General features: G+C 70.7%; 15 protein-coding genes. 11 read left to right on the top strand and 4 right to left on the bottom strand.

The window, feature by feature from the left end:
- Positions 1 to 69 precede the first annotated feature (69 nt).
- Together AB0B64_RS37950 and AB0B64_RS37945 are read left to right on the top strand one after the other, a co-directional pair.
- Entirely contained in the window at positions 70 to 1101 is a 1032-nt protein-coding gene (locus tag AB0B64_RS37950; protein ID WP_357956563.1) for a nitronate monooxygenase, read from the top strand.
- A gap of 50 nt (positions 1102 to 1151) precedes the next feature.
- Positions 1152 to 1277, top strand: a complete 126-nt coding sequence (locus tag AB0B64_RS37945) for a hypothetical protein (RefSeq protein WP_357956561.1) — start codon at positions 1152 to 1154, stop codon at positions 1275 to 1277.
- Between the two features lie 7 nt (positions 1278 to 1284).
- On the opposite strand, the gene AB0B64_RS37940 is transcribed toward AB0B64_RS37945, so the two are convergent.
- Positions 1285 to 2361: a LacI family DNA-binding transcriptional regulator gene (locus tag AB0B64_RS37940; protein ID WP_357956559.1), complete on the bottom strand. Its 1077-nt coding sequence runs from the start codon at positions 2359 to 2361 to the stop codon at positions 1285 to 1287.
- Between the two features lie 148 nt (positions 2362 to 2509).
- Between AB0B64_RS37940 and AB0B64_RS37935 the strand changes: the two genes are divergently transcribed.
- Genes AB0B64_RS37935 through AB0B64_RS37920 form a run of 4 tightly spaced genes read left to right on the top strand, consistent with a single transcriptional unit; the run spans position 2510 to position 6754 of the window.
- A complete protein-coding gene (locus AB0B64_RS37935) occupies positions 2510 to 3871 on the top strand; it encodes a hypothetical protein (RefSeq protein ID WP_358183780.1) in 1362 nt (453 codons plus the stop codon).
- Positions 3872 to 3876: 5 nt separating this feature from the next.
- Positions 3877 to 4776 carry a sugar ABC transporter permease gene (locus AB0B64_RS37930; protein WP_358183777.1) on the top strand — a complete coding sequence of 300 codons (900 nt, stop codon included), beginning with the start codon at positions 3877 to 3879 and terminating at the stop codon, positions 4774 to 4776.
- Positions 4773 to 5597, top strand: coding sequence for a carbohydrate ABC transporter permease (locus AB0B64_RS37925; protein WP_357956554.1), 825 nt, complete (start codon positions 4773 to 4775; stop codon positions 5595 to 5597). Before AB0B64_RS37930 ends, AB0B64_RS37925 begins: the two co-directional genes overlap by 4 nt.
- 2 nt (positions 5598 to 5599) lie before the next feature.
- Positions 5600 to 6754 (top strand): glycoside hydrolase family 68 protein, encoded by a 1155-nt coding sequence (locus tag AB0B64_RS37920; protein WP_358183774.1) that lies wholly within the window; start codon positions 5600 to 5602, stop codon positions 6752 to 6754.
- Here AB0B64_RS37920 and AB0B64_RS37915 read toward each other — a convergent pair.
- Complete coding sequence (locus tag AB0B64_RS37915) at positions 6738 to 7514, bottom strand: alpha/beta hydrolase (protein ID WP_358183772.1); 777 nt, start codon at positions 7512 to 7514, stop codon at positions 6738 to 6740. The genes AB0B64_RS37920 and AB0B64_RS37915 overlap by 17 nt on opposite strands.
- A 142-nt stretch (positions 7515 to 7656) precedes the next feature.
- Here AB0B64_RS37915 and AB0B64_RS37910 point away from each other — a divergent pair, with 142 nt between their 5' ends.
- Complete coding sequence (locus AB0B64_RS37910) at positions 7657 to 8511, top strand: helix-turn-helix transcriptional regulator (RefSeq protein ID WP_358183769.1); 855 nt, start codon at positions 7657 to 7659, stop codon at positions 8509 to 8511.
- On the opposite strand, the gene AB0B64_RS37905 is transcribed toward AB0B64_RS37910, so the two are convergent.
- The gene (locus AB0B64_RS37905; protein ID WP_358183766.1) at positions 8502 to 10040 is read right to left on the bottom strand and encodes a hypothetical protein; all 1539 of its coding nucleotides are present in this window, start codon (positions 10038 to 10040) and stop codon (positions 8502 to 8504) included. The genes AB0B64_RS37910 and AB0B64_RS37905 overlap by 10 nt on opposite strands.
- A 127-nt stretch (positions 10041 to 10167) precedes the next feature.
- Here AB0B64_RS37905 and AB0B64_RS37900 point away from each other — a divergent pair, with 127 nt between their 5' ends.
- The 4 genes from AB0B64_RS37900 to AB0B64_RS37885 all read left to right on the top strand — a co-directional run bounded on the left by AB0B64_RS37900 (position 10168) and on the right by AB0B64_RS37885 (position 13839).
- Complete coding sequence (locus AB0B64_RS37900) at positions 10168 to 10830, top strand: response regulator transcription factor (protein ID WP_357956544.1); 663 nt, start codon at positions 10168 to 10170, stop codon at positions 10828 to 10830.
- Positions 10831 to 10896: 66 nt separating this feature from the next.
- On the top strand, positions 10897 to 12009 hold the full coding sequence (locus tag AB0B64_RS37895; RefSeq protein WP_358183763.1) for a HAMP domain-containing sensor histidine kinase: 1113 nt from the start codon (positions 10897 to 10899) through the stop codon (positions 12007 to 12009).
- A gap of 196 nt (positions 12010 to 12205) precedes the next feature.
- Positions 12206 to 13618, top strand: a complete 1413-nt coding sequence (locus AB0B64_RS37890; RefSeq protein WP_358183760.1) for an MFS transporter — start codon at positions 12206 to 12208, stop codon at positions 13616 to 13618.
- Positions 13615 to 13839 carry a hypothetical protein gene (locus AB0B64_RS37885; RefSeq protein WP_358183757.1) on the top strand — a complete coding sequence of 75 codons (225 nt, stop codon included), beginning with the start codon at positions 13615 to 13617 and terminating at the stop codon, positions 13837 to 13839. Before AB0B64_RS37890 ends, AB0B64_RS37885 begins: the two co-directional genes overlap by 4 nt.
- A 13-nt stretch (positions 13840 to 13852) precedes the next feature.
- On the opposite strand, the gene AB0B64_RS37880 is transcribed toward AB0B64_RS37885, so the two are convergent.
- A complete protein-coding gene (locus tag AB0B64_RS37880; protein ID WP_358183754.1) occupies positions 13853 to 14674 on the bottom strand; it encodes a DeoR/GlpR family DNA-binding transcription regulator in 822 nt (273 codons plus the stop codon).
- Positions 14675 to 14706: the final 32 nt, after the last annotated feature.

Here is a 14706-nt window from a genome sequence, read left to right as displayed (position 1 = left end):
CCACCTCCTAACCTCGGAGCCGAGGACGGCGAAGGGCCGGATCCGGCACCGGCAGGAGAGCAGGCGACCATGAACAGCGCACTGACCGCCATCGGCCTGTCCGTTCCCGTGCTGGCCGCACCCATGGCAGGCGGCGCCACCACGCCCCGGCTGGTCACCGCCGCCGCCGAAGCCGGCGGTCTCGGGTTGCTGGCCGGCGGCTACAAGCGCCCGGAAGCGCTCGCGGAGCAGATCGCCGAGGTACGGGCGGCCGCCGTTCCGTTCGGCGTCAACCTGTTCGCCCCCAACCCGATCCCGGCCGACCCCGCCGCCTACCGTCGCTACGCCCGCACCATCCAGCCCGAAGCCGACCAGTACGGACTCGACCTCGCCACCGTCGCTCTCACCGAAGACGACGACCATTGGCGCGACAAGATCGACCTTCTCCTGGCCGACCCCGTCCCGCTGGCGAGCTTCACCTTCGGCATCCCGGATCCGGCGGTCATCAAGGCGCTGCGCGCCGCCGGCACGCTGATCGCGCAGACGGTCACCTCGGCCGAGGAAGCGCTCCGCGCCGCCGACGCCGGCGCCGACCTCCTGGCCGTACAGGCGGGCGCGGCCGGCGGCCACTCGGGCACCCTCACCCCCGACCGCGTCCCCACGGCGACACCGATCACCCGGCTGCTGCGCGAAGTGGCCCACGTGACCGATCTCCCGCTCATCGCCGCGGGCGGTCTGGCCACCGGCGATGCCGTCGCCGAGGTCCTGCGGGCCGGCGCCGTGGCCGCCATGGTGGGCACCGTCCTGATCCGCGCCGACGAAAGCGGCGCCTCGAAAACGCACCAGGACGCTCTCGCCGACCCGGCCCGCGACCGGACGCTCGTCACCCGCGCGTTCACCGGCCGTCCCGCACGCGCGCTGCGCAACGCCTTCACCGACCGCTACGACCACCTCGCCCCGGCCGGCTACCCCGCGCTGCACCACCTGACCAGCCCACTGCGCAGAGCCGCGGCCGCCGCCGGTGACGCCGAACGCCTCCACCTGTGGGCCGGCACCGGTTACCGGCACGCGTCGGCCGAGCCCGCGGCGCGCATCCTGGCCCGCCTCACGGCGAACCTCTAGCACGCTGGTAGTTCTCTCTGGGACTCGCCGGCATCGCGTACCCGATCGTCGTGGCGGCACTATCGGCGCTGGTCAGTGTGACGCTGTTGCGCAACGGCCGGAGGAACCGCGCGGTCAGCGGCGCCTGGGACCGCTTCGACCCGGCTCCATCCCTGGAGACGTCGGCCGGCACGTGATCAACGGTCAAGCCGGTGACGGCGAGACGGATTCGCGGCTGCGGACCGGCATCGGGACCCGGTGCACCTCGCCGGCCCGGTCGGTGTCCGCAGGGTCGCGGTCGGTCTCGGCGAGCCGATCCATCTCGGCGAACAGCACGTCGACGGCCTTGCGCCCCAGTTCGTAGTGGGGCAGCGCCACCGTGGTCAGTTGAGGCCGCATCCACGAGGCGAGGGGGTGGTCGTCGAAGGAGACGATGGAGACGTCCGCCGGCACCTTGAGCCCGAAGTCGTCGAGTGCCTGGTAGGCGCCCATGGCGATGCGGTCGTTGAAGCAGATCAGCGCATGCGGCCGGACGGTGCGCAGGAGGTCGTGCGTCGCGGCGAGGCCGTACTCCGGCTGCCAGTCAGGACAGGTGCGGGCGCCCGCCACCTTGACGCCCGCCGCGCCGAGCGCTTCGCGGATGCCGACGAGCCGCTCCACCGCCGCGACGCTCTGCGCGGGCACGTCGCGCAGGCGCGGGCCCGCGCCGATCAGGTAGATGTCGTCGCGGTGGCCGGCCTCGAGCAGGACGCGGGCCGCGCGGCGGCCGGCCTCGACCTCGTCGGGGATGACGGCGGGCAGGGGAGTGGGCTGCTTGGGCAGTGCGTTGAGCAGCACGGCGGGCGCGGCTGTGATGCCCTTGGGCACCTTGATGGTCCTGGTGAACATCGAGGCCAGGATGAGCCCGTCGACCTGACGGTCGTGCATGGCCTGCAGCAGGAGGCGTTCGAGCTCGGCGTCGCCTTCGGTCTCACCGATGAACAGCATGAAGCCGCGCTCACGGGCCGCCTCCAGCGCGCCCTTGATCATGTCGCCGGCCAGCCGTGAGGTGGCGACGGTGTCGGAGACGAAGCCGATCGTCCGGCTGGTGCCCGTACGCAGGCCCACGGAGACGATGTTGGGCCGGTACTGCAACTCCTCGGCCGCCCGCAGGACCCGCTGCTCGACGTCCTGAGAGATGCGCAGCTCACGGCCGCGGCCGGACAGCACCAGCGAGGCGGTCGGGCGGGAGACACCGGCCGCCTTGGCCACATCGGCCAGCGTGACCCGTCGTGGGCTCACCCAGGACCTCCGATCGTCAAGAGAGTGGTACGGGGGGTTGACATCGTACGACGCGCGCCGTGAGACTATCGGGCGCTAACCCGATTTAGCAACGGAAAGCGGGACATCAGGCCGGTGCCGATCGTCCCAAGCAGCAGAGGAGATGCACATGGCACGCCGAGTTCGCCCCGGCCGGTCCGGGGCCGCGCTTGTGATCGCCATGGGGACGCTGGCCGCCGCCTGCGCGGCTCCCGGCAGCGACAGCCCGCGACCCCAGGCCACCAGCGCCTCGCCGGTGTCCGCGGCGCCCACCTGCGGCACCGCGCCGATCACCATGAACGGCTACTTCGAGACCGGCTTCCCGCTCCCCAAGGCGCTGACCACCGAGTTCACCAAGCAGCACCCGAACGTCACGTGGAACATCCGCGAGGACCAGTTCGCCGTCATCACCCAGAACGCCCCGCGCGTGCTGGCCGACAACCCGCCCGACCTGATGCGCCTGCCCCAGGTCTCCGAGCTGGTCAAGGACAACCTGCTGAAGAACCTGGACGGCTACGCGAGGGCGTTCGGCTGGGACAAGTGGCCGGCCTCGCAGCTCCAGCAGCTGCGCCTGGGCCCGGGCGGGCGGCCGCGCGGCGAGGGCTCGCTGTACGCCCTGGGCCTCAACTTCAGCATGACCGGCGTCTTCTACAACAAGAAGCTCGCCGCGCAGGCCGGGATGTCGGCGCCGCCCGCCACGCTGGCGGAGTTCGACGCGGTGCTGGCCAAGGCCAAGAGCGCGGGCATTACGCCCATCGTGCAGTTCAACGGCGGCGCCACCGGCGGCCTGGCCTTCCCGCTGCAGAACCTCATGGCCTCCTACGGCCAGCCCCAGCCGATCAACGACTGGATCTTCCAGAAGCCCGGCGCCACCATCGACACCCCGTCGAACCTGCAAGCCGCCCAGCACCTGGAGCGGTGGATCAAGGCCGGCTACTTCCAGAAGGACGTCAACGCGGTCGATTACGCGACGATGATGAGCCGCTTCATCGGCGGCAAGGGCCTGTTCATGTTCAACGGTGACTGGGAGTCGGGCAACCTCGACAAGCAGATGGCGGGCAACGTCGGCTTCTCCCTGATGCCGCCGGTGCAGCAGGGCGGCAAGCGGGCCGCCATGTCGGCGCCTTTGACCTTCGGGATCGCCGCGAACGCCAAGAACGCCGACTGCGCCGCCTTCTTCCTCAACTGGGTGGCCACCGACAAGCGGGCGCGCGAGATCGGCGTGGAGGTCGGCGGTTCGCGTCCGATGGGACCGGCCGAGGCGTACATGCCCGCCGTCAAGTCCGGCACGGTCACCGCCGGCACGCTGGCCGCGGGGGCGGACATCGCCAAGGACAACGGCGCGATGGACTTCATCGCCAACGCCACCGGCGCCATCTACGCCAAGAGCTGGACCCCCCAGCTGCAGAAACTCGTCGCGGGACAGCAGACGCCGCAGGACCTGCTGAAGAGCGTCCAGGCCGACTACGCCGGCCAGCTCGAAGGGAACTGAGGCAGGTGGGTTCCTCGCACCGGCGGCCGGCGGTGGCCAAGCTGCGCGGCTTGACCGGCTGGCTGTTCGTCGCCCCGGCGCTCGCCTTCTACGCGGTGTTCGTCCTGCGCCCGATCACCCTGACGTTCCAGTACTCGCTGTACGACTGGGACGGCATCGGCCCGTCCACCTGGGTGGGCCCGGCCAACTACGGCGAGGTCTTCACCGATCCAGATCTGTTCGAGTCGCTGGTCAACGCCGTCAAGCTGATCGTGTTCTTCAGCGCGATCCCGGTCGTGCTGGGCCTGGCCATCGCCGCGACGATCCGGCGGATCGCCGCCAGCCGGCTCGCCCTGATCGCGCGGACCGTGCTGTTCCTGCCGCAGGTCATCCCGCTGGTCGCGGCCGGCATCGCGTGGAGCTGGCTGCTGGCCTCCACCGGTGTGATCAACCAGTTGCTCTCGCTCGTCGGCCTCGGGGGAGTGACCCGGGCCTGGCTGGGCGACTTCGCCACCGCCCTGCCCGCGGTCGGCATGATCGGTGCGTGGGTGCTGCTCGGCCTGTGCACGCTGCTGCTCCTGGCCGGCATGAGCAAGATCGACCCGGCGCTGTACGAGGCCGCCCGGCTGGACGGCGCGGGGGCGTGGCGGGAGTTCGTCTCCATCACGGTGCCGAGCCTGCGCCAGGAGATCGCGGTCTGCGTCACCGTGACAGTGATCGCGGCCCTGGCGAGCTTCGACATCATCTACATCTCCACCCAGGGCGGTCCCGGCAACACGACCATGGTGCCCGGCCTGCAGATCTTCTACCTGGCCTTCTCCGAACGCGAGGTGGGCATGGCCTCGGCCCTGGCCGTGGTGCTCATGGTCCTGGTGATCGCCTGCGCCCTGCCCATCCAGTGGTTCGCGAAGGACGGCAACCGATGATCATCGCCTCGCGGGAAGCCTGGACCGGCAGGCTGCTGCTCGTCCTCATGATGGCGGTCACGCTCCTGCCGTTCCTCAGCCTGTTCGTCACCGCCCTGCACCCCTCGGGCACCTACCCGGCCGGGCTGGCCTGGCCGGCCGAGCCGCAGTGGGGCAACTTCCCGCGCGCTTTCGAGGCCGCGAAGATGGGCGAGCTGCTGAAGTCGAGCGCTCTCATCGTGCTCGGCGTGGTCCCGATCTCCATCCTGCTGGGGACGATGGCCGGCTTCGCCATCGGTCACCTGCGCGTGATCGGCGGCCGGGTGATCTTCCTGCTGTTCGTGCTCGGCCTGACCCTCCCCTTCGAGGGCATCATCACGCCGCTGTACTACCAGATCCGCGACATGGGGCTGCTCAACACGCGCTGGGCGATCATCCTGCCGCTCATCGGCCTGTTCATGCCGTTCAGCGTCTTCTGGATGCGCGCCCACTTCGTCAACATGCCCGGGGAGCTGTCGGAGAGCGCGCGGATGGACGGCGCCAACGTGTGGCAGCTGTTCCGCCGCATCCACGTCCCCCTGGCGATGCCGGCGATCTCGTCCCTGGGCATCCTGCTGTTCCTGTGGACCTGGAACCAGTTCCTGCTGGCCATCGTCCTGGTCGACGACCCCACCAAACGTACGATGTCCGGCGCTCTGGGCGCCTTCCAAGGACAGTGGGGCACCGACATTCCGCTGTTGTGCGCCGGATCGCTGCTGATCCTGACGCCCACGCTGGTGATCTTCCTCATCTTCCAGCGTCACTTCGTCAAGGCCCTGCTCCAGGGCTCCTTGAAGGGCTGACCATGCTCTCTCCGGCACGCTGGACCCACCGGCACCTCGACCTGCTCGCCGAGGCCGCCACGACCACGGCGCCCGTCATCGCCACCGCGGCACCGATTCTGCCCGACCACGACCTGTGGGACCTGTGGCCGATCCAGGACGAGGACGGCTCGACGACCGTGATCGGCGGCCAGGAGCTGTGGATGGCCCTGTCAGCGCCCGCCGCCGGCCACCCCGAGGAGCGCCACGACCAGGCGCGGATCCGTCTGCTCGCCCACCGCGACGACAAGTGGAAGGACCTGGGGAACGCCTTCACCGACGGCGCCGCGCCCGGCAGCCGCGAATGGTCCGGGTCAGCGGTTCGGCGGCCTGATGGGACCGTGTCCGTGTACTACACGGCCGCTGGACGGCGTGGCGAAGCACGACCGACGTACCGGCAGAGCGTCATCGAGGCCCGCGCCGCCCTGATCGCCGACGCCGGCCGCATCTCGTTGCGACCGGACGTCGAGCATCGTGAGATCCTGCGCTCCGACGGCCGGATGTACCTGCTGACAGAGGAGGGCGACGGAGCCCCGGGCCTGCCGGCAGAGGAGGGCGACGGAGCGCCGGGCCGCATCAGGGCCTTCCGCGATCCCGGCTGGTTCCGCGACCCGGCCGACGGGCGCGATCATCTCCTCGTCGCAGCGTCCACCGCGTGGGAGGACGGCTTCACCGGCGCGATCGCCCTGGCCGAGCAACAAGCGGGCACCTGGTCCCTCCTGCCGCCGCTGCTCGTCGCCGAAGGCGTCAACCACGAGCTCGAACGACCGCACGTCATCGTCCACGACTCCCGGTACTACCTCTTCTTCTCCACCCAACGCCACACTTTCCACCCGGCCGGCCGCGCGCCCACCGGGCTCTACGGCTTCGCCGCACCGAGCCTGACCGGGCCGTACGAGCCGCTCAACGGATCCGGGCTCGTGATCCAGAATCCCGCCCGCCAACCCGACCAGGCATACGCCTGGCTGGTGCTGCCCGACCTCCGTGTGGTCAGCTTCGCCAACTACCGCTCCTGCCAGGGCGTGGATCCGCGATCCGCGCCGGCCGCGCGGGCCCGGGCCGGTTTCGGTGGCACCATCGCCCCGATGCTCAAGCTCAGCCTGGACGCGATGACCACCTCTGTCATCCCGGGTGGATGAAGTCGCGGACGAGCTTCACGAACTCCGTCGGCCGCTCGGCCATCACGATGTGTCCGCTGTCGACTTCCTCGTACGAGGCGCCCGGGATGTCGGCGGCCAGCGCGCGGGAGTACTCCGCGGAGATCAGAGTGTCGCGGGCGCACCCGATCACCAGCGTCGGCGCCTGAATCCCCGGCAGCAGGTCGCGGACGTCCAGCCGAGAGGCGAGATCGATCTGCCGGAGCCTGCCCGGATGGGGCCGAAAGGCGGTGGCGAGCTCCGCCACGGCCGCCGGGCCGATGGCAGCCAGATGCTCACGGCTGAAGGCGATCAGCATCGTGTACCGCGCGAAGGTGTCGCCATCACCGGCGAGATCGCGCCAGACGGTGAACGCGTTGCGGAGGTATTCATCGCCCCGCCCGGCCCAGCCCGTGACCGACACGACGCTGCGCACCAGATCCGGCCGGACGGCGGCCAACGCGGCGACCACCGAAGCGCCCATGGAGTGCCCGACCACGTCGGCGGGCCCTTTCCCGAGGTCGGAGATCACGGCGGCGAGCTGCTCGACGAGCAGCTCGACCGTGAGCTCGCCTCCGTCGTCGCGCGCCGCGTCGCTTCCCGAAAGATCCGGCAGCACCACCGTGCTGGTGCCCGTGAACGCCCCGGCCACGCCGTCCCATGCCTTCGAGCCCGGACTGCCGCCATGCACCAGTACGAGCGGGCGGCCTTCGCCCATCACTCGGTACGGCACGTGCGCCCTGCCCACTGTGATCTCTCTCATGTCCGTCTCCCCTCTCAGCGCTGCTCGACACCAGGGACGATGCCAGGAGCGTGCGGCGATGAGGAGGGGAGCCGATTCCCTAGGATCGGCCCTCCTAGCGTGCGCGGCCCGCGCAGTGGGCCGGGCGGCGAGGATGGATGACATGAAGATGGACCGCGTCAAGCTGGCGGACTTCCTCCGCCGTTCCCGCGAACGGCTCCGGCCGCACGAGGTCGGCCTGGCCGCCGGACCCCGGCGCCGCACGCCCGGCCTGCGCCGCGAAGAGCTGGCCCAGCTGGCCGGGGTGTCGGCCGACTACGTGATGCGGCTCGAACAGGCGCGCAGCTCCCAGCCGTCGGTCCAGCTACTGAGCGCACTCGCCCGGGCCTTGCGGTTGACCGAGGATGAACGAGATCACCTTTACCTGCTGGCGGGCCACCGGCCACCCGAAGGCGCGCGCGCCGGAAATCACGTACGTCCCGGCCTGCTCTACCTTCTCGACCGGCTGGGCGACACGCCCGCCCAGCTCCTGACCGACCTCGGCGATCTGCTCGCGCAGAACGCCCTGGCCGAGACGCTGTTCGGGTGCGTGTGCAGGATCGAGGAACGGGACCGGAACATCGTGTGGCGCTGGTTCACCGACCCGTTCGTCCGCGAGGCGTACCCCGCCGAGGAACACGACCGCCACAGCCGCCTGCGCGTCGCCGACCTGCGTGCCGCCGCGACACGTCGTGACTACGATCAGCCATCGAGCGCCCTGATCGACCGGCTCGGGGCGGCGAGCGAGGAGTTCGCCGACCTCTGGCAGCGGCACGAGGTCGCCGTGCGCCGCGAGAGCCGGTTGCGTGTCATTCATCCGTCCGTCGGGCTCATCGAATTCGACTTCGAGATGCTGCAGACGCAGGCCGCCGACCAGCGCCTGCGCCTGTTCACGCCGCCGCCCGGATCCAAGAGCATCGAGGCTCTCGAGCTCTTGCGTGTCATCGGCCCGGAGACCGCCCACCGCAGTCACCGATGATTTGTCCTGCGGTGCACGGCCATCGCCGCCCCGAGGGCGAGGGCGGCATACCCGCAGGTCACGGCCAACCCTGCCCAGGGCGGGAGCGGGTAGTAGCTCCCGAACAGTGACGGGCCGACGTCCACATGCGCGAACGTGGGGACGCTCTGCGTGATCGCGAACCCGGCGGCGGGGGTGATCACCAGCAGCCATGGCGCCAGACCCGCGGTCGCCAGCAGGTACGGCACGACGACCAGCGCGATGGCCAGCCCGCTGGCGACGATGGCCCGCTTGACCAGCGCGGCCAGGCCCAGAGCCAGCACGGCGGCGGCCGCGGTCAGCGCCGCGAAGCCGACGATCACCCGCAGCTCGGTCCCCACGGTGAGCGGCTGAATCGGGTTCTGATGGGCACGCAACAGCGCCAGACCGCCGGGCACCACGATCCCCGAGGTCACCAGCCCCGCCGCGAACGCGACCGCGCCGACCACCGTGGCCTTGGCCGCCAGCAGCCGCGCCGGACGCGGCCCGACCGGCGGCCCGACCGGCGGGCCGACCAGTGGCCCGACCGGCGGCGCGAGCGGCTGTGCGTGCTGCGGGCCGGTCCTGATCAGCCCGCGCCGGTGGTCTGCCGTGTAGAACGTGACCGCCACCACGAGCACCAGGATCAGCCCCACGACCCCGCCGATCAGCGTGAAGTCGGCGCGCAGACCGCCCTCCACCGTGGCGGGCCCGATGTCGCCACCCCCGGTCACGATGAGCTTGTCACCGGCCTCGACGACCCCGCCCGGGTGATGCGGGGTCTTGCCGTCGGACTCCAGAGCGACGCCGACGTCGTCGCGGCGCCACGAACCGTTCGCGCCCTGCAGTTTGATCTGGTCGAAGGTGGCGGTGGCCTGGGCGAAGGCCTTCGCCATGTCCCACAAGGCGCCTGGTGAGGTGGCGAACAGCCCGATCTCGACCGTCTCCGGCAGCCCGGTCAGCTTGACCGTGCTGACCTGGGTCCACGTCTTGCCGTCGTCCGACTCGAAGCCGGTGACGGTGTCGCCCGACCTGGTCAGCCGCAGCCACTGCGGGCCGTTGTGCGGTCCGCCGGCCACGTCGTGGGTGTAGTTGTACTGCATCCGCACGCCGTGATCTCCGGTGAGCATGACGGCGGCGTACGGTGTGCCCTGCTTGAGGCTCTGCCGTACGAGGAGCCCGGCCTTCGCCCACGGCACCACCCCCTGCTTGATGTTGCGCACTCCGGGTACGGCGTCCGGCAGCCGCATCTGCCCGGTCATGTCCGCCACGCGGGCGGTGATGCTGCCGTTCCCCTTGAGCGGCTGGTGCACGAAGTAGTACCTGTCCTGCACAGCCGTGCCATCGGGTCCCACCAAGGGCGCGGGGCAGGGGCCCTCGCCCTTCCCGGTCACGCAGCTGCTGCGGACGCCCCCGGCGATCAGCAGTCCGAGCGACACGGTGACCAGTACGGAGGCCGCCATGGCGAGCACCCAGCCTCGCCCGGAGCGGAACCTGGTCCACTCCACGTGCAAGCCGGATCGGAACGGCATAGATGGATTCATGCCGACGGTTGTACGCGGCACCCGGTTCCAGCCCGGTCGCAGTGGCTGCGACCTGGTTGCGACCGGGGATCTGGGATCGTAAGGGCATGGCACCTCAACCAGGCGGTGAGGAGCGGTGAGGGTCCTGGTCGTCGAGGACTTCGAAATCCTCGCCCGCTCCATCGGAACCGGGCTGCGCCGCGAGGGCATGGCCGTCGACGTCGTCCTGGACGGCACCGCCGCCCTCGACCGCCTGGCCGCCACCCGCTACGACGTGGTGATCCTCGACCGCGACCTGCCCGGCGTCCACGGGGACGAGATCTGCCGGCGACTCGCTCACGGCCGCTGTGAGACCCGCGTGCTGATGCTCACCGCCTCCGGCACGATCGAGGACCGCGTCGACGGGCTCAGCCTCGGCGCCGACGACTACCTGCCCAAGCCGTTCGCGTTCGCCGAACTGGTCGCCCGGGTCCGTGCCCTGGGCCGCCGTGCCACCCCGCCGCTGCCGCCCACCCTGGCATGCGGGGACATCACCCTCGATCCGGCCCGCCGTATCGCCTTCCGGGCCGGCCGGCGCCTTGAGCTGAGCCCCAGGGAGTTCGGCCTGCTGGAATGCCTGCTGGCCGTACCCGGGTTGGTCATCTCCGCCGAGGAACTGCTGGAGCGCGTCTGGGACGAGGCCGCCGACCCCTTCAGCAGCGCCGTCAAGCACACCATGCACCGGTTGCGGGTCAAGCTCGGCGATCCGCCCGTGATCGAGACCATCCGCGAAGGCGGCTACCGCATCGGACCGTCATGACCTCCCACACGCTCAACCGCATCGGACCGTCATGACCTCACAGACGCTCAACCGCATCGGACCGCAATGACCTCGCAGACGCTCACCAGAAGGTCGCTGCAGACGCGGCTCGCGCTGGCCTACGCGGCGGGCATCTACGCCGCCGGGACCTTCGTGCTCATACTCGTCGACATCCCGCTGGCCAGCATCCAGCAGACCACCCCCAAAGGCTCATCCGGCCCGATCACTGAAACCGGGGCCGGGATCAGCCTGCCCCAACTCCTCACCGGATCCGCCATCGCCCTGGTCATACTGATTCCCGTCGCCCTGGCGCTCGGCTGGTACGTCGCCGGCCGGTTCCTGCGCCCGCTGCGCGCCATCACCACCACCGCCAAAATCATCTCCGCCGGCGACCTCCACCGGCGCCTGGACCTCGGCGAGCCCGCGGACGAGCTGACCGAACTCGGCCACACCCTCGACGACCTGTTCGCCCGCCTGCAAGCCTCCTTCGACGCCCAGCGCCACTTCGTCGCCAACGCCTCCCATGAGTTGCGCACCCCGCTCGCCGGCCTGCGTACCCTGCTCGAAGTCGCCCTCGCCGACCCCGACGCCGACGCCGAGACCCTGCGCTCGGTCTGCCAGGAGGCCCTCACCCTGGGCGAACACCAGGAGCGGCTCGTCCAGGCACTGCTCGCCCTGGCCACGAGCGAGCGCGGCGTCACCCGCTGGGACACCCTCGACCTCACCCAGATCGTCGCGGGAGTGCTCGCCTCCCGCCGCGACCAAGCCGCACAGACCGGCATCGGCCTCGCCGAACACCTCACGCCCGCGGTGACGGCCGGGGACCCGAGACTGATCGAAAGCCTCGTCGCCAACCTCATCGACAACGCCATCCGCCACAACCGCCCGGACGGCCAGGTCAAGATCACCACCCAGACCATCGGCACCCAGGTGGCCCTCACGGTCACCAACAGCGGGCCGGTCATTCCCGGCGACCAGATCCAGCGGCTCTTCCAGCCCTTCCAGAGACTGGCGCCCGATCGTCACGGCCGCCGCGACGGCTACGGTCTCGGCCTGGCCATCGTCAACGCCGTCACCCAAGCCCACCACGCCACCCTCACCACCAGCGCACGCCCCGAAGGCGGCCTGTCCATCACCGTGCGCTTCGCCCACGAAGCTCATCCGAGCCGTCCCCGCTGACCGGGCACGCGCGGGGGCAAGGTTCTACCGCGGCTTGAGGCTTTCGCACCCTCATCCGCCCAGCACCGTCGACGACCGGCGGGCAAAGCCTCCGGGAACAGTTCAACGACAGCCTTGAAGGCATGAGTCCTGACGATCACGAACAACCCGGCGGCGCCGAGCCCGCCATCCACACCTTCGTCGTGGAGGTGGGCGCGTGAGCCTCACTCCACCCTCCGCCACGCCCGCGTGGCGGGAGTTGCTGGGCCGCGAGCATCTCGGCGCGGCGATCGTACTGGCCGGCGGAGTGCTCGTCGGCGCGATCAACATCTATCTGGCGGCCAGCCTGCTGCCGACCGCGGTGGCCGACCTCGGCGGCGCGAGCTTCTACGCCTGGAACATGACGATCTACCTCGTCGCCATGGTGATCGCGACGATGCTCACCGGCCGCCTCCTGTCCCGGCAGGGGAACGTCGGCGCCTACCTTCTCGGGTTCGCCACGTTCAGCGCGGGCTCGCTGGCCTGCGCGCTGAGCCCGGCGATGGCGGTGCTGCTGGTCTCCAGGGGTGTCCAGGGGCTCGGCGCGGGATTGCTGTCCGGGCTGGGGTTCGCCGTCATCCGAGCGGCGCTGCCGGCCCGGCTCTGGACGCGCGGCACCGCGCTGATGTCGGCGATGTACGGCGTCGGCAACTTCGCCGGTCCGGCGCTCGGCGGGCTGTTCGCCCAGTTCGGCTCGTGGCGGCCGGCGTTCGCGGTCATGGCTGTGATCGGGGCCGGGTGCGGCGCGATCGTGCCCCGCGTGCTACCGCCCAGCGAACGCGGCGACGGGCGGGTGCCGATCCCGGCCGGGTCGCTGCTGCTGGTGACGGCCGCGGCCGGGGTGGTGAGCGTGGCGGGGGTCGTGGCCGGCACGCTCGCGAAGGCCGCCGGTATCGCGCTGGCGCTGCTGCTGATGGCCGGGTTCGACGTCCATGAGCGGCGCGGCGAGCCGCGGGTCTTCCCGCGTACGACGTACCAGAGAGGTTCGTCGTTGAAATGGGTCTACCTGACGCTGGGGCTGCTGGCCTTCGGCGTCGCCGTCGAGTCGTTCCTTCCTCTGTTCGGCCAGCGGCTGGCCGGGCTGCCACCTCTCATCGCGGGCTTCTTCGCCGCGGCGATCTCGCTCGGCTGGTCGCTCACCCAGGTCGGCAGCTCGTCGGTGACAGGACACCGGGCGGTACGCCGGCTGCGTGTGCTCGGCCCGGTGCTGCTCGCCGCCGGCCTCCTCCTTCAGGGACTGCTGCAGCGTGCGGACACGCCGAGCTGGCTGGTGCTCGTCTGGGTGCCGGTGCTGTTCGTCGCCGGTGCGGGCATCGGCCTGGCCTACCCGCATCTGTCGGTGGCCGCGATGTCCAGCACCCGCGATCCGGAGGAAGATGGCCGGGCGGCGGCGGCGATCGCCACCGTGACGAGCCTGTCGATCGCGTTCGGTACGGCGGTGGGCGGCGTCCTGGTCAATCTGGGCGGCGCCTCGATACTCGACTCGGCACGGTTCGCGCTGTTCGGCATCGCGATCATCTGCGCGACCGGCGCCCTCACCGCCCACGCCGCCAACCGCACCAGCCAGAGGGAACCGAAGGAGATCCCATGACCGGCGCCCTGCCAGAGCCACAGATGTTCCCGATGGCCCGCGCGGCGCGGAGTCCGTTCGATCCGGCACCGGAGCTGGGCCGCCGGATCGAACAAGCGCCGATCTCGCGCGTGAGACTGTGGGACGGCAGCACCCCGTGGCTGGTCACCCGGTACGCGGACGCTCGCGCCTTCTTCCAGCGCGGGGGCCCGGCTCTGGCGATCACACTGACCACGCCGTGAACCAGCCCTGTCGTTACGGGGCGCTCGGCTGATCCGCGGCCGGCTTCGGCTTGCTGATCCGGCCCTCGACGTCGACCACGACCACCTCGACTCCCTCTCTCGAGAACGGGGCCAGCGCGTCTTCCGAGGCCGTGTCGTCGGTCACCAGCGTCCAGGGCCGGGGGAGCCGCACCCAGGCATGGAACGGACCGCGCCCGAGCTTGGCCGCGTGCGCCAAAACGTAGGTCTTACGGGAGTTGCGCGCCATGAGCTCCTTGAGCCGGGTCTGCTGGAGGTCGGCCTCGCAGATCCCTCGGTCGGCGGTGACTCCGTCAGCCCCGAGAAAGACGCGGTCGAACGACATCCGTTCCAGAGACGCCTCGGTGGTGGGGCCCACGAAACCCTGGCTGAGATGGCGCAGCCGGCCGCCGAGGCACTCCACATGGAGGCTCTCGACGTCACCGAGCTCCTTGAGCACGGTCAAGCTCGTGGTGGCGATGAAGAGCTGGGTGTTGGAGCGCAGTTCGTGGGCGAGCGCCGCGACGGTCGAGCCGGCGTCGAGCAGCACGGACTCGCCGGCTCCGATCTGCTGAGCCGCCCATCGGGCGATCCCGTGTTTGGCCTCGAAGGCCTCGCCGACGCGCTGGCGCACCGAGTCCTCGGGGTGGGCGACGACGGCCATCGCGCCGCCGAACGTCCGGGTCAGCAGGCCTTGCGTGGTCAGCCGGGCCAGGTCACGGCGAATGGTGGAGGGCGTCACAGCGAACGTCGAGGACAGTTCTTCGACACTGGCCAGACCACTGGTCGTGGCCAGGCGCACGATCTCGGCGCGCCGACGGTCAGAGTTCCTGGACAACGCTCCTCCTTCTCGGCTTGCGTTCAACGGTC

The sequence above is a fragment of the Nonomuraea sp. NPDC049129 genome (genome assembly GCF_040648495.1).
In the GTDB taxonomy this organism is placed as follows: Bacteria; Actinomycetota; Actinomycetes; order Streptosporangiales; family Streptosporangiaceae; genus Nonomuraea.
Note: the sequence above shows the minus strand (reverse complement) of the source record. Positions and strands in the feature narration are given on the sequence as shown.

Bases quoted from the DNA above. Each gene is read 5' to 3' on its own strand.
- AB0B64_RS37950 (WP_357956563.1), top strand. From the start codon at position 70: ATGAACAGCGCACTGACCGCCATCGGCCTGTCCGTTCCCGTGCTGGCC.
- AB0B64_RS37935 (WP_358183780.1), top strand. From the start codon at position 2,510: ATGGCACGCCGAGTTCGCCCCGGCCGGTCCGGGGCCGCGCTTGTGATC.
- AB0B64_RS37925 (WP_357956554.1), top strand. From the start codon at position 4,773: ATGATCATCGCCTCGCGGGAAGCCTGGACCGGCAGGCTGCTGCTCGTC.
- AB0B64_RS37920 (WP_358183774.1), top strand. From the start codon at position 5,600: ATGCTCTCTCCGGCACGCTGGACCCACCGGCACCTCGACCTGCTCGCC.
- AB0B64_RS37915 (WP_358183772.1), bottom strand. From the start codon at position 7,514: ATGAGAGAGATCACAGTGGGCAGGGCGCACGTGCCGTACCGAGTGATG.
- AB0B64_RS37910 (WP_358183769.1), top strand. From the start codon at position 7,657: ATGAAGATGGACCGCGTCAAGCTGGCGGACTTCCTCCGCCGTTCCCGC.
- AB0B64_RS37905 (WP_358183766.1), bottom strand. From the start codon at position 10,040: ATGCCGTTCCGATCCGGCTTGCACGTGGAGTGGACCAGGTTCCGCTCC.
- AB0B64_RS37895 (WP_358183763.1), top strand. From the start codon at position 10,897: ATGACCTCGCAGACGCTCACCAGAAGGTCGCTGCAGACGCGGCTCGCG.
- AB0B64_RS37885 (WP_358183757.1), top strand. From the start codon at position 13,615: ATGACCGGCGCCCTGCCAGAGCCACAGATGTTCCCGATGGCCCGCGCG.